The organism is Ramlibacter humi (assembly GCF_004681975.1).
Classification (GTDB): Bacteria; Pseudomonadota; Gammaproteobacteria; order Burkholderiales; family Burkholderiaceae_C; genus Ramlibacter; species Ramlibacter humi.
In genome coordinates this window covers 304,245-320,424 of record NZ_SMLK01000004.1, presented here as the reverse complement: position 1 = coordinate 320,424, position 16,180 = coordinate 304,245, and the positions used below count along the sequence as shown (strand labels likewise).

Annotated in this window: 16 protein-coding genes and 1 pseudogene; 12 read left to right on the top strand and 5 right to left on the bottom strand. The window is 70.4% G+C overall.

The window, feature by feature from the left end; all coding sequences use genetic code 11:
- The first annotated feature begins 55 nt into the window (after positions 1 to 55).
- Entirely contained in the window at positions 56 to 1,000 is a 945-nt protein-coding gene (ku, locus tag EZ216_RS14600) for a non-homologous end joining protein Ku (protein WP_135250511.1), read from the top strand.
- 72 nt (positions 1,001 to 1,072) lie between these two features.
- Entirely contained in the window at positions 1,073 to 1,894 is an 822-nt protein-coding gene (locus EZ216_RS14595; protein ID WP_135250510.1) for an ABC transporter substrate-binding protein, read from the top strand.
- A 9-nt stretch (positions 1,895 to 1,903) separates the two neighbouring features.
- On the opposite strand, the gene modC is transcribed toward EZ216_RS14595, so the two are convergent.
- From modC to modA, 3 genes are read right to left on the bottom strand one after another with little or no spacing between them, the layout of a single operon-like run.
- Positions 1,904 to 2,980 (bottom strand): molybdenum ABC transporter ATP-binding protein, encoded by a 1,077-nt coding sequence (modC, locus tag EZ216_RS14590; protein WP_135250509.1) that lies wholly within the window; start codon positions 2,978 to 2,980, stop codon positions 1,904 to 1,906.
- Positions 2,977 to 3,660, bottom strand: coding sequence for a molybdate ABC transporter permease subunit (gene modB / locus EZ216_RS14585; RefSeq protein WP_135250508.1), 684 nt, complete (start codon positions 3,658 to 3,660; stop codon positions 2,977 to 2,979). The genes modC and modB overlap by 4 nt, the downstream gene beginning before the upstream one ends.
- Positions 3,660 to 4,403: a molybdate ABC transporter substrate-binding protein gene (modA, locus tag EZ216_RS14580; RefSeq protein WP_135250507.1), complete on the bottom strand. Its 744-nt coding sequence runs from the start codon at positions 4,401 to 4,403 to the stop codon at positions 3,660 to 3,662. Before modA ends, modB begins: the two co-directional genes overlap by 1 nt.
- 66 nt (positions 4,404 to 4,469) lie before the next feature.
- Here modA and EZ216_RS14575 point away from each other — a divergent pair, with 66 nt between their 5' ends.
- The gene (locus EZ216_RS14575) at positions 4,470 to 5,231 is read left to right on the top strand and encodes a TOBE domain-containing protein (RefSeq protein ID WP_239024390.1); all 762 of its coding nucleotides are present in this window, start codon (positions 4,470 to 4,472) and stop codon (positions 5,229 to 5,231) included.
- Here EZ216_RS14575 and EZ216_RS14570 read toward each other — a convergent pair.
- Entirely contained in the window at positions 5,228 to 6,331 is a 1,104-nt protein-coding gene (locus EZ216_RS14570) for a helix-turn-helix domain-containing protein (RefSeq protein WP_135250505.1), read from the bottom strand. The two genes, EZ216_RS14575 and EZ216_RS14570, sit on opposite strands and share 4 nt — an antisense overlap.
- A gap of 167 nt (positions 6,332 to 6,498) precedes the next feature.
- Between EZ216_RS14570 and EZ216_RS14565 the strand changes: the two genes are divergently transcribed.
- The 7 genes and pseudogenes from EZ216_RS14565 to EZ216_RS22050 form a co-directional block, all read left to right on the top strand.
- Positions 6,499 to 6,969, top strand: coding sequence for a (2Fe-2S)-binding protein (locus tag EZ216_RS14565; protein WP_135250504.1), 471 nt, complete (start codon positions 6,499 to 6,501; stop codon positions 6,967 to 6,969).
- A gap of 11 nt (positions 6,970 to 6,980) precedes the next feature.
- Positions 6,981 to 9,353, top strand: coding sequence for a xanthine dehydrogenase family protein molybdopterin-binding subunit (locus EZ216_RS14560; protein WP_135250503.1), 2,373 nt, complete (start codon positions 6,981 to 6,983; stop codon positions 9,351 to 9,353).
- A 23-nt stretch (positions 9,354 to 9,376) separates the two neighbouring features.
- Entirely contained in the window at positions 9,377 to 10,168 is a 792-nt protein-coding gene (locus EZ216_RS14555) for an FAD binding domain-containing protein (protein WP_135250502.1), read from the top strand.
- A 49-nt stretch (positions 10,169 to 10,217) separates the two neighbouring features.
- Positions 10,218 to 11,105: an AAA family ATPase gene (locus tag EZ216_RS14550; protein ID WP_135250501.1), complete on the top strand. Its 888-nt coding sequence runs from the start codon at positions 10,218 to 10,220 to the stop codon at positions 11,103 to 11,105.
- Complete coding sequence (locus EZ216_RS14545) at positions 11,105 to 12,298, top strand: vWA domain-containing protein (RefSeq protein ID WP_135250500.1); 1,194 nt, start codon at positions 11,105 to 11,107, stop codon at positions 12,296 to 12,298. The genes EZ216_RS14550 and EZ216_RS14545 overlap by 1 nt, the downstream gene beginning before the upstream one ends.
- A 17-nt stretch (positions 12,299 to 12,315) precedes the next feature.
- Positions 12,316 to 12,909, top strand: a complete 594-nt coding sequence (locus EZ216_RS14540) for an SRPBCC family protein (protein WP_135250499.1) — start codon at positions 12,316 to 12,318, stop codon at positions 12,907 to 12,909.
- Between the two features lie 2 nt (positions 12,910 to 12,911).
- Positions 12,912 to 13,310: pseudogene (locus EZ216_RS22050) on the top strand (TonB-dependent receptor plug domain-containing protein); the annotation flags it as partial.
- 266 nt (positions 13,311 to 13,576) lie between these two features.
- Here EZ216_RS22050 and EZ216_RS21820 read toward each other — a convergent pair.
- Positions 13,577 to 13,867: a hypothetical protein gene (locus EZ216_RS21820; protein WP_239024400.1), complete on the bottom strand. Its 291-nt coding sequence runs from the start codon at positions 13,865 to 13,867 to the stop codon at positions 13,577 to 13,579.
- 20 nt (positions 13,868 to 13,887) lie between these two features.
- Here EZ216_RS21820 and EZ216_RS21815 point away from each other — a divergent pair, with 20 nt between their 5' ends.
- Both EZ216_RS21815 and EZ216_RS14525 read left to right on the top strand, forming a co-directional pair.
- Entirely contained in the window at positions 13,888 to 15,081 is a 1,194-nt protein-coding gene (locus tag EZ216_RS21815; RefSeq protein ID WP_239024398.1) for a TonB-dependent receptor domain-containing protein, read from the top strand.
- An 8-nt stretch (positions 15,082 to 15,089) separates the two neighbouring features.
- Entirely contained in the window at positions 15,090 to 16,172 is a 1,083-nt protein-coding gene (locus EZ216_RS14525; RefSeq protein WP_135250497.1) for an XdhC family protein, read from the top strand.
- Positions 16,173 to 16,180 lie beyond the last annotated feature (8 nt).

The following is a 16,180-nucleotide window of genomic DNA, read 5'->3' as shown; positions in this document are numbered from 1 at the left end:
CGGCGCGCTGGGCCCGCCTACAGCGGCTGAGCGGCACCGCATCCAAGATGGCCGCATGGCCGCACCTGCGAGCACCCGCGCCGTGTGGAAAGGCGCCATCAGCTTCGGGCTGGTGCACATCCCGGTCGTGCTGTACAGCGCGACGGCCGACACGCGGCCGAAGTTCAACCTCATCGATCCCAACTCGATGAGCCCGGTGGGCAACAAGCAGGTGAGCAAGACCACCGGCGAGGCGGTGCAGCGCGAGGAACTGGTCAAGGGCATCCAGGTGGAAGACGGGCAGTACGTGGTGCTGTCCAAGGAAGAGATCCGCAACGCGCTGCCGCGCACCACGCAGACGATCGAGATCGAGGCTTTCGTCGAAGCCGATTCGATCCCGGGCACCTTCTTCAACAAGCCGTACTACGTCGCGCCGGGCGCGCGCGGCCTGAAGCCGTTCGCGCTGCTGCGCGAAGTGCTGGAGCGCACCGGCAAGGTGGGCGTGGCGCGCGTCGTGATCTCCACCAAGCAGCACCTGGCCGCGCTGCTGCCCCAGGGCGACCACCTGGTGCTGAACCTGCTGCGCTGGGCCGACGAGGTGCGCGAGGCGCCGGTTTCGGTCTTCGGCGAAGCGAAGGCCGAACCCACCGAGCGCGAGCTGAAGATGGCCGAAGCGCTGGTGAACGAACTGGCCGCGGCCTGGGACCCGGGCCTGTTCCACGACGAGTTCCGCGAGAAGCTGCAGCAGCTGGTGCAGGCCAAGGCGAAGGCCGGCGACGTCGCCACGCTGCAGCCGCTGCCCGGCGAGGAAGAGCCGGCGGCGAGCGCCGAGGTGATCGACCTCACCGAACTGCTCAAGCGCAGCCTGCGGGGCAAGAGCGCGGCAGCGCCGGCCGCCGCACGCCCGCGCGCTGCGGCGGCGAACGATGAGGAAGAAGCCGCGCCACGCAAGAAGGCCGCGGCCGTGAAGTCGCCCGCCAAGGCGCGCGCGGCCGTGAAGCCCGCGGTGCGCAAGCGCTGAGAGCGTATGCAACGCATCTCATAGGTTGAAGAACCGATAGCGGGCCATGCCCTGCCGCATAGCATTCGCGGCATGAGTTCCCACCTCTTCACCCGCCGCGCCTGCGCCGCGCTGCTGCTGGCCCTGGCCGCGCCGTTCGCTTCCGCCCAATCCGGCGCGCCTTCGATCGTGATGGCGTCCACCACTTCCACCGAACAGTCGGGCCTGTTCTCGCACCTGCTGCCCGCGTTCAAGCAGGCCACGGGCATCGACGTGAAGGTGGTCGCGGTGGGCACCGGGCAGGCCATCGACATGGCGCGCCGCGGCGACGCCGACGTGCTGTTCGTGCACGACCAGCCGGCCGAGGAGAAGTTCGTCGCCGAAGGCTTCTCGCCCAGACGCTACCCGGTCATGTACAACGACTTCATCCTGGTGGGCCCCAAGGCCGACCCGGCCGGCGCCAAGGGCCGCGACATCGCCCTGGCGCTGAAGAAACTGGCGGCCACCAACGCGTCCTTCGTCTCGCGCGGCGACAAGAGCGGCACGCACGCGGCCGAGCTGCGCTACTGGAAGCAGGCGGGCCTGGAGAGCAAGGGCAGCGGCTACAGGGAATGCGGCTGCGGCATGGGGCCGGCGCTGAACATCGCGGCGCAGGCCAACTCATATGTGCTGGCCGACCGCGGCACCTGGCTCAGCTTCAAGAACCGCGGTGACCTGGCCATCCTGGTGGAAGGCGACCAGCGCCTCTTCAACCAGTACGGCGTGATGGCGGTCAGCCCGCAGAAATTCCCTCACGTGAAGGCGGCGGAAGCGCAGAAGTTCGTCGACTGGGTCATCTCGCCCGCGGGCCAGCAGGCCATCTCCGCCTACAAGATCGGCGGCGAGCAGCTGTTCTTCCCGAACGCGAACAAGTAGGCCCGCCCTTCAGCGCACCAGGCCCACGCTCTTGACCTGAGCCCAGGCTTCGCGGCCGGGCGCCAGGGCCAGCTGGTCCGCCGCCCGCGCGGTGACGCGGGCCAGCAGCGCATGCCCGCCGCAATCCAGCCGCACGACGACCTGCGAAGGATGGGAGCCGGGGGCTACGCCGGCGACCGTGCAGCGCAGGACGTTCTGGATGCTCGCGGTGCCCGGCGCGGGCCGCTCGAGCGCCATGCTGACGTCGCGGGCCAGCACGCGCACCCGCACGCGGCGACCCGTGGGCAGGCCGTCGTTCGAAAGCCAGAGCGAGCCGCCGCCGAAATCGACGCGCGCCAGGTGCCAGCGCTCGTCCTGCTCGGCCACGGTGCCTTCCAGCAGCGCGCCCGCTTCCTCGTCGCGCGCCACCGGCAGGTCCAGCCGCGCCAGCACTTCCGTCAGCGGCCCGCTGGCCACCGCACGGCCGGCTTCCATCAGCACCAGCGTGTCGGCCAGGCGTGCCATTTCGTCGGCGGAGTGCGTGACGTACAGCATGGGCAGGCCGAGCGCGTCACGCAGGTTTTCCAGCCAGGGCAGCACCTCGCGCCGGCGCGCGGGATCGATGGCGGCCAGCGGCTCGTCGAGCAGCAAGAGCTTCGGATGGGTCGCCAAGGCGCGTGCGATGGCGACGCGCTGGCGTTCGCCGCCGGACAGGCCGGCAGGATCGCGGTCGAGCAGGTGCGCGATGCCCAGCAGTTCCACCACCTGCTCGTGCGCGATCGCGCCGGCGCCGTGGCCCGCGCGCTTGCGCGCGTAGGCGAGGTTGCCGGCGACGGTGAGGTGCGGGAACAGGCTCGCTTCCTGGAACACGTAACCCACGCGGCGCCGCCACGCCGGCAGGAAGGTGCCGGCCGCATCGTCCTGCCAGCACTCATCCGTGACTTCAACCCGGCCGCGCGCACGCTCCAGCCCCGCGACGCAGCGCAGCAGCGTCGTCTTGCCGCAGCCCGAAGGACCGAACAGCACCGTGATGCCGCGGTCGGGCAACGCCAGGTCCACATCGAGCCGGAAGCCGGCACGATCGAATGCGAGGCGCAGCGTGCTCAAGGCAGCACCCCCCGCGAGCGCCGCGTGAGCAGTCCCACGCACAGCAGCACCACGAACGAGAAGACGAGCATGCCGGCGGCCAGCGTGTGGGCCTGCGCGTATTCCAGCGCTTCCACGTGGCCGTAGATTTGCGTGGAGATCACGCGCGTCTTGTCGGGGATGTTGCCGCCGATCATCAGCACCACGCCGAACTCGCCCACGGTGTGCGCGAAGCTGAGGATGGCGGCGGTGAGGAAGCCGGGCCGGGCCAGCGGCACGGCCACGGTGAAAAACGCGTCGAGCGGACGCGCGCGCAAAGTGGCGGCCACTTCCATGGGCCGCCGGCCCGCGGCTTCGAAAGCGTGCTGCAGGGGTTGCACCGCGAACGGCATCGAGTACAGCACCGAGGCGACCAGCAGCCCGCCGAAAGTGAACGGCAGCAGGCCCAGGCCCAGCGACTGTGTCAGCTGGCCGCCCCAGCCTTGCGGACCGAACACCACCAGCAGGTAGAAGCCCAGCACCGTCGGCGGCAGCACCAGCGGCAGCGCGACCACGGCGCCGGCCAGCGCCGCCCAGCGCGAGCGAGCGTGCGCCAGCCACCACGCGATGGGCGTGGCGATGAGGAGCAGCAGCACCGTGGTGGAGAGCGCCAGCTTCAGCGTCAGCGCCAGGGCGCCCAGGTCGGCGCCGCCGAAAGGCATCAGAGCTCGTAGCCGTACGCGCGGATCACGGCGCGTGCGGCATCGCCTTTCAGGTAGGCGAGCCAGGCGGCGGCGGCGGCGTTGTCCTTGCCCTTGGCCAGCAGCACCGCGTCCTGGCGGATGCGCGCGTGCAGGTTCTCGGGCACCACCCACGCCGAGCCCTTCTCCAGCTTGCCGTCCACCATCACCTGCGACAGCGCGACGAAGCCCAGCGGCGCATTGCCGGTGCTGGCGAACTGGTAAGCCTGGCCGATGTTTTCGGCCTGCACCAGGCGGGGCTTGAGCTGGTCGGCCAATCCGAGCCTGGCCATGGTCTCGACCGCGGCGGCGCCGTAGGGCGCGAGCCTGGGATCGGCGATGGCGATCTTGCCGTCACCCGGCTTGCGCAGGATCGCGCCTTGCGTGTCCACCAGGCCGGGCGTGGCGCTCCACAGCACGAGGCGGCCATTGGCGTAGGTGAAGCGGCTGCCGGGCACGGTGAGGCCTTCCTTCTCCAGCTTGGCCGGCGTCTCGTCGTCGGCCGCCAGCAGCACGTCGAAGGGCGCCCCGTTCTTCACCTGCGCATAGAAGCGCCCGGTGGAACCGAAGGCCAGGACCGCCTTGTGGCCGGTCTCGCGCTCGAACGCGGCGGCGATCCTCTGCGCGGGCACGGTGAAGTTCGCGGCGACGGCGACCTGCACTTCGCCGGCAGCGGCGGCGGCGAACGAGCAGGCGGCGAGCACGAGGACGATCAGCTTCTTCATGGCGCTATTCAAGGATGGAATAGCGAAAGTGTAAACGGGAGGAGGCTCTGCGGCACAATGCCCCGCATGCCTTCCCGACTGCAATTGGCCGGCGCGCTGGGCCATGCCGCCACCGACAAGCGGGTGGAGATCCTGCGACTGGTGGGCGAGTGCGGCTCCATCTCGCAGGCCGCCCGCTCGGCCGGCGTCAGCTACAAGGCCGCGTGGCAGGCGCTGGACATGCTGTCCAACCTGGCCGGCGTGCCGCTGCTGGAAAAAGCCGTGGGCGGCGCGGGCGGCGGCGGCGCGCGCCTCACGAAGGCAGGCGAGCAGCTGCTGCGTGCGGCGGGCGAGATGGCGCGCTCGCGCGAGCAGGTGTTGAAGCGGCTGGACTCGCGGCGGGCATCCCCCGCGCTGGCCGCGCTGGGGCTGCGCACCAGCATGCGCAATCAATTGCCCGCTACGGTGGCGGCGCTTCACGTCGAAGGCCCGCTGGCGCGCGTCGAGCTGGAACTGCCGGGCGGTCTCACGATCGCTTCGCGCATCACGGCGGAAAGCGCGCAGCTGCTGGGGCTTTCGGCCGGCCGCGAAGTGCTGGCGCTGTGCAAGGCCACGGCCGTGGCGGTGGAAGCGGCATCGGCCCGCAAGCGGTCACGTGCCGGGACCAACGTCCTGGAAGGCCGCGCCACGCGCGTTTCCCGCGGCGGGTTGGGCGACGAGGTCGGCGTGCAACTCGCGGGTGGACAGGGCCTGGTCGGCTTCGCGCCCGCGCACAGCGGCTTGCGCGTGGGGAGCGCGGTGCGGATGCGGATGGACGAATCCGCGGTGGTGGTCGCCCTGGCAGGTTAGCGTTGCCGGTTGCCCAGCTTGCGGTAGACCGTCGCCCGCGAAATCCCCAGCGCCTTCGCCGCGGCCATCACGTTGCCGCGCGCGTCGCGCACGGCCTTGCGGATGAGCTCCGTCTCCAGGTCTTTCAGCGGCAGACGTGAATCGCCGGCCGCCGGCCGCGGCGTGTGCGTGGCGCCGGGCCGCTGCGGCAGCACCTGCAGGGTGAGGCCGGACCACAGCGGAACCTCGACGGCGGAACCCTCGCGCCCGGCCGCGTCGAAGAACGTTTCCCACGATGCCGCGAACAGGTCGCCGGCATGCACCGCATCCGCCGCCGCGTGCCCGAGCATCTGCCGCGCCGCGGGATTGAGCGCGACCACGCCGCCGTCGCCGTCCAGGCAGAGCAGGCCGTCGTCGTCGCCGAACGCGCGGCCCGGCCAGTTGAGCCTCAGCACCAGTGCGTGCGGCTGCGACAAGGCCAGCGCGTTCTCGATGCCGCGCGCCGACTGCACGACCAGGTGCTTGAGTTCGGGCCGTTCGGCGGCGTCGATGCCGGTGAGGTCCAGCATGCCCACTGCGCGGCCATGGGGCCCGATGACCGGCGCGCCCGCGCAGCTGTAGCAGCCGGTGTCGTCGAAGAAATGCTCGCCGCGGTGCAGCCACACGGGCTGCAGCTCGGCCAGCGCGGCGCCGATGGCGGTGGTGCCGACGGCGCGTTCGGACAGGTCCACGCCGACGCGCGTGATGAGCCCGGCGCGCCGGTCGCTGCGGTCGATGGCGCCGTCCACGCCCACCACGGTGCCTTGCGCGTCCGTCAGCACCGCGAAGTACCGGCTGCCGGCAATGGCGCGCGCCAGGCGGGACATCACCGGCCGGGCCGCCTGCACCAGCGTGTGGCTGGCTTCCTCCGTGCGGCGCATCGCCTGCGGCGACACCACGTCGAAGCTCAGCCGCTGGTCGGGACGCTGGCCCTGCGCCAGGCAGCGCCGCCAGGAGCGTTCGATCCAGCTGCGCTCGTAGAACTGGTCGACCAGCACATCCGTGGCGGAGCGGCCCTCGGCCATGACCGCGTGGCGGGCCCGCTCGATCTCGCGCAACCGCAGTTCGCTTGCCGCCTGCATGGTGTCTTCCGTTGTTGACCTGGCCGCGTGCCGATGTTGAGCCGGCCATTGTTCCATTTTGAGAATTTCCGTGCGAGGCGCTTCGTTCTCAGGGTTTCGCCTAGGGATCGCCGCGTGGCACGCTCGAAAAATGGCCGCGCCATCCATCCCCGCAAGGAGAGACAGCCATGCAGGTCCAACTGAAAGTCAACGGCAAGCCGGCCAGCCTGGACGTCGAGCCCAACACGCTGCTGGTCACGGCCATCCGCGAAAACCTGCGCCTGACCGGCACCCACGTCGGCTGCGACACCGCGCAGTGCGGCGCGTGCACCGTGCTCGTGAACGGCAAGGCGGTGAAGTCGTGCAACACGCTCGTGGTGCAGCACCCGGGCGCCGAGATCACCACCATCGAAGGCATCGCCGCCGCCGACGGCGCCATGCACCCGATGCAGGCCGCGTTCAAGGACTGCCATGGCCTGCAGTGCGGCTTCTGCACGCCGGGCATGGTGATGAGCGCCATCGACCTGTGCCGCCAGCACCCCAACGCCAGCGAGACGCAGATCCGCGAGCAGCTGGACGGCAACATCTGCCGCTGCACCGGCTACCAGAACATCGTCAAGGCCGTCCAGCAGGGACAGGCCGCCATGGCCAAGGCCTGAAGGAGAGCGACATGGGTGCTTCCGATCTCGCCAAGCTGCCGCACATCGGTGAAGCCTTGCGCCGCAAGGAGGACTACCGCTTCCTCACCGGCGCCGGCCAGTACACCGACGACATCCAGCTGCAGAACCAGAAATACGCGGTGTTCGTGCGCTCGCCGCATGCGCACGCCGCGATCAAGTCCATCGACACGTCGAAGGCCGAAGGCATGCCCGGCGTGGCCCGCGTGTTCACCGGCAAGGACGTGGAAGGCAAGATGGGCGGGCTGCCCTGCGGCTGGCTGATCACCAGCACCGACGGCACGCCGATGAAGGAGCCGCCGCATCCCATCCTGGCGCAAGGCAAGGTGCGCTACGTCGGCGACCACGTCGCCATGGTCGTGGCCGACACGCCGGTGCAGGCCAAGGACGCCGCGGAAGCCGTGGAAGTGGACTACGACGTGCTGCCGGCCGTGGTGGACGTGCGCGATGCGAAGAAGGGCACGGCCCTGCACGACGCCGCGCCCGGCAACCACTGCTACACGTGGGCCATCGGCGACAAGGCGCCGGTGGATGAGGCGTTCGCCAAGGCGGCGCACGTCACCACGCTGGACCTCACCAACAACCGCCTGGTGCCCAACGCGATGGAGCCGCGCGCGGCCATCGGCGCCTACAACCGCGCGAACGACGAGTACACGCTGTACGTCGCCAACCAGAACCCGCACGTGGAGCGGCTGCTGATGACGGCCTTCGTGCTGGGCCTGCCCGAGCACAAGGTGCGCGTCATCGCGCCCGACGTGGGCGGCGGCTTCGGCTCCAAGATCTACCTGTACGCCGAAGACGTGGCGCTGACGTGGGCGGCCAAGCAGCTCAATTGCGCCATCAAGTGGACCTGCGAGCGCAGCGAAGCCTTCCTCTCCGACGCGCACGGCCGCGACCACGTCAGCCGCGCCGAGATGGCGATGGACAAGGACGGCAAGTTCCTGGCGCTGCGCGTGCACACCGACGCCAACCTGGGCGCATACCTGTCCACTTTCTCGACGGCGATCCCGACCATCCTGTACGCCACGCTGCTGGCGGGCCAGTACACCACGCCGCTGATCCACGTGGAGGTGGATGCGTGGTTCACCAACACCGCGCCGGTGGACGCCTATCGCGGCGCGGGCCGGCCCGAAGCCACCTACCTGCTGGAGCGCCTGGTCACGCGCTGCGCGTGGGAGATGGGCCTGTCGCAGGACGAGATCCGCAAGCGCAACTTCGTCACCCAGTTCCCGTACCAGACGCCGGTGGCGCTGCAGTACGACACGGGTGACTACCACGCGTGCATGGACAAGGCCAAGTCGCTGGCCGAGGTGGATGGCTTCGAGGCCCGCCGCAAGGCCAGCGAAGCCAAGGGCCTGAAGCGCGGCCTGGGTTACAGCAGCTACATCGAGGCGTGCGGTCTCGCGCCATCGAACATCGCCGGCGCGCTGGGCGCGCGGGCGGGCCTGTTCGAATGCGGCGAGATCCGCGTTCACCCGACGGGCAGCGTGACGGTGTTCACCGGTTCGCACAGCCACGGCCAGGGCCATGAGACGACGTTCGCGCAAGTGGTCGCCGCGCGGCTGGGCATCCCGGTGGAGAACGTCGACGTGGTGCACGGCGACACCGGCCGCGTGCCGTTCGGCATGGGCACCTACGGTTCGCGCTCCATCAGCGTGGGCGGCGCGGCCATCATGAAGGCCCTGGACAAGATCGAGGCCAAGGCCAAGAAGATCGCGGCGCACCTGATGGAAGCCAGCGATGCCGACATCGAGTTCTCGGGCGGCGAGTTCAAGGTGAAGGGCACGGACAAGAAGATCCCGTTCGGCCAGGTCGCGCTGACGGCGTACGTGCCGCACAACTACCCGCTCGACAAGCTGGAGCCCGGCCTGAACGAGACCGCGTTCTACGACCCCACCAACTTCACCTTCCCGGCCGGTACGCACATCGCCGAGGTGGAAGTGGACCCGGCCACGGGCGTGGTGCGGCTGGACCGCTTCACCGCGGTGGACGACTTCGGCACCATCATCAACCCGTTGATCGTGGAAGGGCAGGTGCATGGCGGCCTGGCGCAGGGCATCGGCCAGGCGCTGCTGGAGAACTGCGTGTACGACAAGGAAAGCGGGCAGCTGCTCACCGGCAGCTTCATGGACTACGCCATGCCGCGCGCCGACGACCTGCCGGCGTTCAAGTTGGGGGCGGTGTCCACGCCTTGCACGCACAACCCGCTGGGCACCAAGGGCTGCGGCGAAGCCGGCGCCATCGGATCGCCGCCGGCGGTGATCAACGCCGTGCTCGACGCGCTGAAGGACGTCGGCGTCAAGGACCTCGACATGCCCGCCAGCCCGCCGCGCGTGTGGCAGGCCATCCAGCAGGCCACCCGCTGAACCATCGAAGGAAGGAGAACACCATGTACACATTCACCTTCGAACGTCCTGCCAGCCTGGCGGATGCGTCCAAGCTGGCGGGGGCGGGCGGCAAGGTGCTGGCCGGCGGCCAGACCCTGCTGGCTTCCATGAAGCTGCGGCTCGCCAATCCCGGGCAGTTGGTCGACCTGGGCGCGGTGCGCGAGCTGTCGGGCATCAAACGCGAGGGCAACAACCTGGTGATCGGTGCGATGACGCGCCATGCCGAAGTCGCCGCGAGCAAGGACGTGCGCGATGCCATCCCCGCGCTGGCCGACCTGGCCGGCGGCATCGGCGACCGGCAGGTGCGCGCGCTGGGCACGATCGGCGGCTCGATCGCCAACAACGACCCCGCGGCCTGCTACCCCAGCGCGGTGCTCGCGCTCAACGCCACGGTCACCACCACCCAGCGAAAGATCGCGGCCGACGATTTCTTCCAGGGCCTGTTCACCACCGCGCTGGAAGAAGGCGAGCTGATCACTTCCGTCTCGTTCCCCATCCCCAGGCGGGCGGCGTACGTGAAGTTCCGCCAGCCCGCTTCGCGCTTCGCGCTGATCGGTGTGTTCGTCGCGGACACGGGCTCGGGCGTGCGCGTGGCGGTCACCGGCGGCGGCAACGGCGTGGTCCGGCACCAGGAACTGGAAGATGCGCTGGGCAAGGCTTTCACGCCGCAGTCGGCCGCTTCGGTGAAGGTGTCGGCCGAAGGTTTGTCGTCCGACCTGCATGCCAGCGCCGAGTACCGCGCCAACCTGATCGGCGTGATGGCGCAGCGCGCGGTCGCCAAGGCGCTGGGCTAACCTCCGGGGTTTGCGGCCGCACCGGCGGCCGCCGCCCCGGACCCACGCCGTGAACTCCATCGACGAACTCATCCAGGCCCTCGAGGGGGCCGGCTACTACGCCGACCGCCGCCTGGCCACCGCCGTGTTCCTGGCGTTGCGCCTGCAGCGCCCGCTGCTGCTGGAAGGCGAGCCCGGCGTCGGCAAGACCGAACTGGCGAAGGCGCTGTCCGTCGCGCTCGGCCGCGAGCTGCTGCGGCTGCAGTGCTACGACGGCCTGGAGCAGCGCGAAGCGCTTTACGAATGGAACTATGCGGCCCAGCTGCTGCACTTGCGCGCGGCCGAAGCGCAGGGCACGGCAGCGCAGGCCGAGCGCGAGGTGTACCAGGAGCAGTACCTGATCCGCCGCCCGCTGCTTCGCGCGCTGCAGGCGCCGCCGCCCGGTGCGGTGCTGCTCATCGACGAGCTGGACCGCGCCGACGAGCCGTTCGAAGCTTTCCTGCTGGAGTACCTGGGCGAGTACCAAGTCAGCATCCCCGAACTGGGCGCCATCGGCGCGATGGCGCCGCCGGTGACCATCCTCACCAGCAACCGCACGCGCGAGCTGCACGACGCGCTGAAGCGCCGCTGCCTGTACCACTGGCTGGACTACCCGGACCGCGAGCGCGAACTCGCCATCGTCCGCGCGCGCGTGCCGCAGGCGGGCGAGAAGCTCTCGGAGCAGGTCGCGACCTTCGTCGCGAAGCTGCGCAGCCAGCCGTTCGCCAACGCGTTCCAGCGCGCGCCGGGCATCGCCGAGAGCGTGGAATGGGCGAAAGCGCTGGTGGCGATGGACACGCTGGAGCTCGATCCCGAGGTGGTGACCGACACCGCCGGCATCCTGTTCAAGCAGCGCGAGGACGTGGCCGCCCTCACGCGCGACTTCGCGGCCGGCTTGCTGCGACCGCAGGAGGCGTGATGCACCTCGGCGATGCCCGCACGGGCAAGCTCGCCGGCAACGTGGCGGGCTTCGGCCGCGCGCTGCGCCGCGCCGGCGTGCGGGTGGACAGCGCGCGCATCGCGCTCGCCACCGAAGCCGCCCAGCTGGTGGGCGTGGAGCGCCGCGACGACCTGGGCGCCGCGCTGGAATCGGTGCTGGTCGGCCGCGAGCAGGACCGCGAGGTGTTCCGCGAACTGTTCGACGCGTTCTTCCGCGACCCCGGCATGGCGCAGAAGCTGCTGGCGCAGATGCTGCCCACCGGCGAAGGCAAGGCCGAACCCGTGCAGCGCCGTCCGCGCGTGCGCGAGGCGCTGGCGCCGCTGAAGCGCGGCGCGGGCGTGGCCGCCAAGCCCGACGAGGAGATGCGGTTCGACGCATCGATGACGGCCAGCGAGCTGCAGCGGCTTCGCCATGCCGACTTCGGCGCGCTGAGCGGGGACGAGTACCGGCTGGTTGAGCGGCTCGCGCGTGACATCGCGCTGCCCGTGCCCGAGGTGCCCTCGCGCCGCACCCGGGCCGGTTTGCGCGGCACTCGCCCGCACTGGCCGGGCGCCATGCGCGCGGCCGCGCGCACCGGCGGCGAGCTGGTGCGGCTGCCGCGCCGCGAGCGGCGCACCCAGCCTTTGCCGCTGCTGGTGCTGCTGGACGTTTCCGGTTCGATGGAACGGTATGCGCGCCTGCTGCTCGCCTTCCTGCACTCGGCAACGCGGCACGCTGAGGGCGGGCGGGTGGGGCATGTCGATGTCTTCGCTTTCGGCACGCACCTGACCGACCTGACGCCGGCTTTCCGGCAGTCGGACACCGATGCGATGCTGGCCGTCGCCAGCTCGGCCATCGACGACTACGCGGGCGGCACGAGGCTGGGCGAATCGCTGGCGATGCTTCGCACGCAGCATGCCCGCCGCCTGGTGGGCCGGCGCACGCTGGTGCTGCTGATCACGGACGGGCTGGACACCGGCGAGCCCGAGGCGCTGGGCCGCGAGCTCGACTGGCTGCGCCTGCACAGCCGGCGCCTGTTGTGGCTCAATCCGTTGATGCGCTTCGAAGGCTACGAACCGCTGGCGCGCGGCGCCGCGCAGCTGCACCGCCGCGCGCACGGCATGCTGGCCGTGCACAACGTCGAGACGCTGCAACAGCTGGCCGCGAGCATCGCGGCCGTGATGGACCGATAGAAACAGGAAGAAATGACATGGACATGCAAGGCAGCCGCGTGCTGGCGGCACAACGCGAGCAGGCCTGGGAGGCGCTGAACGACCCCGAGGTGCTGAAGGCCTGCATCCCGGGCTGCGACCGCATCGAGTCCACCGGGCCCAATGCGTACTCGATCGGCATGTCGGTGAAGGTGGGGCCGGTGTCGGCCAAGTTCACCGGCAAGATCCAGCTGGAAGACGTGAACCCGCCCGAGAGCTACACGCTGAAGTTCGAAGGGCAGGGCGGCGCCGCCGGCTTCGGCAAGGGCTCGTCGCAGGTGCGGCTGGAGCCGCGCGACACCGGCTGCGAGCTGTTCTACACGGTGAACGCGCAGGTCGGCGGCAAGATCGCGCAGGTCGGCCAGCGGCTGGTCGACGGCGTGGCGCGCTCGATGGCGGAAGACTTCTTCAAGCGCTTCGAAGGCGAGCTGGCGAAGAAGCATCCGGCGCCCGCCGCCGAAAGCGCAGCACCCGAGGCCACAGCGGCAATGGCGGCGCAAGCGTCCGCGCAGGCGGCTTCGGGCATCCCGGCCTGGGTCTGGGCACTGGGCATCGCGGTGCTGGTGGGCGCGGTGGTCTGGCTGGCACGCTGACCGTGCGCCGCCTGGCACTTCCGGTGTTGGCGGCCACCTTCACGCTTCCCGCGGCGGCGCAAGTCGCGGGCGAGAGCAGCCTGCGTCCCATCGTCGTCACGCCCACCCCCGGCGTCGCGCAATCCGCGTTCGACACGCCCGCCTCGGTGGACGTGATCGGCAGCGAGGCGTTGCACGGCGCGCAGCTGGGCATCAACTTGTCCGAATCGCTGGTGCGCGTGCCTGGCATCACGGCGCTGAACCGGCAGAACTACGCGCAGGACATCCAGATCTCCTCCCGCGGGTACGGCGCGCGGTCCACGTTCGGCGTGCGCGGGTTGCGGCTGTACACCGATGGCATCCCCGCCACCGCGCCCGACGGCCAAAGCCAGGTGTCGCACTTCGACCTGCAGTCGGCCGACCGGGTGGAGGTGCTGCGCGGTCCGTTCTCCGCGCTGTACGGCAATTCGTCCGGCGGCGTCATCAGCCTTTTCACCGCCGATGGCGGGCCGGACACGGTGGCCGAAGGGTCCACCGCTTTCGGCAGCTACGGCACGCAGCGGCACAACGTGAAGCTGTCGGGGCAGCAAGGCGCGCTGCAGTACAACGCCAGCGCCACCCGCTTCGAGACCGGCGGCTATCGCGACCACAGCCCGGCCGAGCGCACGGGATTGAACCTGAAGGCGCGCTATGGTTTCAGCCCCGGCACCAAGTTGACGGTGGTGCTGAACAGCGTGGACATGCCGGACACGCAGGACCCGATGGGGCTCACCCGTGCCGAGTTCCAGACCAACCCGAAGCAGGCCAGCCCGGTGGCGCTGGCCTTCAACACGCGCAAGTCGGTGAACCAGCAGCAGGCCGGTGCGATCCTGGAGCATCGGTTGGATGAAGTGCATTCGTTCAAAGTCACCACCTGGCGCGGCATCCGCGACACGACCCAGTTCCAGGCCATTCCGGTGGCGACCCAGGCGCCGGTCACGCCAGTTCCAGGCCATTCCGGTGGCGACCCAGGCGCCGGTCACGCAGCCGGGCGGCGTGATCGGCCTTTCGCGTTCGTACGAAGGGACCGATGGCCGGTGGGTGATGCGCACGCGCGCTCTCGGCACGCCGCTCACCGTGACGGCGGGTCTCACCACCGAGCGCCTAGACGAGCATCGGCTGGGCTTCCAGAACTTCACGGGCACGGGTGTGGCGCAGGTGCTGGGCGTCGAAGGTGCGCTGCGCCGCGACGAGGACAACCGAGTGCGCACCTTCGACCAGTACGTGCAGGGCGTCTGGGAAGGCGAGCGCGTTTCGGTGACGGCGGGCGTGCGGCACTCGCGGGCGCGCTTCGATTCGCGCGACCACTTCATCAGCGGCGCGAACGGCGACGACAGCGGCGCGGTCGCCTACTCGGCCACCACGCCCGTGGCAGGCGTTGTCTGGCACGCGAACGACCGCCTGAACCTGTACGTCAGCGCGGGGCGCGGCTTCGAGACGCCGACCTTCAACGAGCTGGCTTACCGGCCGGGCGGCGGCGGGCTCAACTTCAACCTGCGGAGCGCCACCAGCCGGCAGCTGGAGGTGGGCGCCAAGGCGCTGCTCGGCGGCAACTGGAAGCTGAACGCGGCCTTGTTCGAAGCACGTACCTCGGACGAGCTGGTGGTGCTGACCAACTCGGGCGGGCGCAGCACCTTCCAGAACGCCGGCCGCACGCGTCGCCGCGGCTTCGAAGCCGCGTTGGACGGCACGCTTGGCGGCGGCTGGTCGGCATCGATCGCCGCCACCGCGCTGCAGGCCGAGTACGCCACCGGCTTCCTCACCTGCGGCCCGCCGCCGTGCACCGTGCCCACGGTCGCCATCCCGGCAGGGCAGCGCATCCCCGGCATCCCGCGCACCATGCTGTTCGGCGAGCTGGCCTGGACGCACAAGCCGTGGGGGCTGGAAACGGCAGCCGAGCTGCGGCACACCGGCCGCATGGCGGTGGACGACGCCAACAGCGATTTCGCCGGCGCTTCGACGGTGCTGGCCTTGCGCGCTTCGCTCCGGCAGGCGGTAGGCGCGTGGCGGCTCCGGGAATTCGTGCGGGTGGACAATGTGACGGACCGCCGCTACGCCGGCTCGGTGATCGTGAACGAGGGCAACGGCCGCTTCTTCGAGCCGGCGCCCGGGCGCAACTGGCTGCTGGGCGTGAACGCGGCCTACACCTTCTGAGGCGCAGGATGGAAAACCTGGACGTGATGGTGCTTCGCACGCTGCGCGATTGGCGCGCGGCGGGCAAGCGCGCGCTGCTGGCCACGGTGGTGCGCACCTGGGGATCGTCGCCGCGGCCGATCGGCTCGATCATGGCGCTGGCCGAAGATGGCAGCGTGGTGGGCTCGGTATCGGGTGGCTGCATCGAGGACGACCTGATCTACCGCTTCACGCAGGCGTACTCGGGCAAGGGGGAGGCCAAGGCCATCCCTTCCGGCGCGCCTTCCTTCATCAAGTACGGCATCACCGCCGACGAGGCGCACCGCTTCGGCCTGCCCTGCGGCGGTACGCTGGAACTGCTGCTGGAGTACGACCCCGATGAAGCCGCGCTGTCGCAGCTGGTGTCGGCGCTGGAGGCGGGGCAACTGATGCGCCGCACGGTGCGCATCGCGGATGGCGTGGTGGCACTCGCGCCGGCGGACACCCCCTCCGACCTGGCGGTGACGCCGGAGGCCGTGGTCAACACCTTCGGCCCCGAGTACCGCATGCTGCTGATCGGCGCGGGGCAGCTCACCGAGTACCTGGCGACGATGGCGCTGTTCAGCGGGTTCTCGGTCACGGTGTGCGATCCGCGCGAGGAATACCGCGGCGCGTTCAACGTCCCCGGCGCGAAGCTGGTGAACGACATGCCCGACGACGTGGTGAAGGCTTTCCGCCCCGATCGCCGCAGCTGCGTGGTGGCGCTGACGCACGACCCGAAGCTGGACGACCTGGCGCTGCTGGAAGCGCTGGAGACCGATGCTTTCTACGTCGGCGCCATCGGCAGCCGGCGCAACAACGAAGCGCGGCGCGAGAGGATGATCGAGCACTTCGGGCAGACCGAAGCGTCGCTGGCACGGCTGCGCGGGCCGATCGGCATCTACATCGGCAGCAAGACGCCGCCCGAGATCGCCGTGAGCGTGATGGCCGAGATCCTGGCCGTGAAGAACGGCGTGCCGCTGCCGCGCGACATGGACGTGGCGCAGGCGAAGAACCAGCTGGCGGTGAGCGCCAACGACCCGGGCGCGCTGGTGTGCGGCGTGCCGGGCCGGGACGCGGTCACCGGCGGCTGAAGCCGCCG

Bases quoted from the DNA above. Each gene is read 5' to 3' on its own strand.
- EZ216_RS14570 (WP_135250505.1), bottom strand. From the start codon at position 6,331: ATGCAGGCGGCAAGCGAACTGCGGTTGCGCGAGATCGAGCGGGCCCGC.
- modB (WP_135250508.1), bottom strand. From the start codon at position 3,660: ATGCCTTTCGGCGGCGCCGACCTGGGCGCCCTGGCGCTGACGCTGAAG.
- EZ216_RS14575 (WP_239024390.1), top strand. From the start codon at position 4,470: ATGCCTTCCCGACTGCAATTGGCCGGCGCGCTGGGCCATGCCGCCACC.
- EZ216_RS14540 (WP_135250499.1), top strand. From the start codon at position 12,316: ATGGACATGCAAGGCAGCCGCGTGCTGGCGGCACAACGCGAGCAGGCC.
- EZ216_RS14595 (WP_135250510.1), top strand. From the start codon at position 1,073: ATGAGTTCCCACCTCTTCACCCGCCGCGCCTGCGCCGCGCTGCTGCTG.
- EZ216_RS14560 (WP_135250503.1), top strand. From the start codon at position 6,981: ATGGGTGCTTCCGATCTCGCCAAGCTGCCGCACATCGGTGAAGCCTTG.
- EZ216_RS14545 (WP_135250500.1), top strand. From the start codon at position 11,105: ATGCACCTCGGCGATGCCCGCACGGGCAAGCTCGCCGGCAACGTGGCG.
- EZ216_RS14555 (WP_135250502.1), top strand. From the start codon at position 9,377: ATGTACACATTCACCTTCGAACGTCCTGCCAGCCTGGCGGATGCGTCC.
- modA (WP_135250507.1), bottom strand. From the start codon at position 4,403: ATGAAGAAGCTGATCGTCCTCGTGCTCGCCGCCTGCTCGTTCGCCGCC.
- EZ216_RS14525 (WP_135250497.1), top strand. From the start codon at position 15,090: ATGGAAAACCTGGACGTGATGGTGCTTCGCACGCTGCGCGATTGGCGC.
- EZ216_RS14565 (WP_135250504.1), top strand. From the start codon at position 6,499: ATGCAGGTCCAACTGAAAGTCAACGGCAAGCCGGCCAGCCTGGACGTC.
- ku (WP_135250511.1), top strand. From the start codon at position 56: ATGGCCGCACCTGCGAGCACCCGCGCCGTGTGGAAAGGCGCCATCAGC.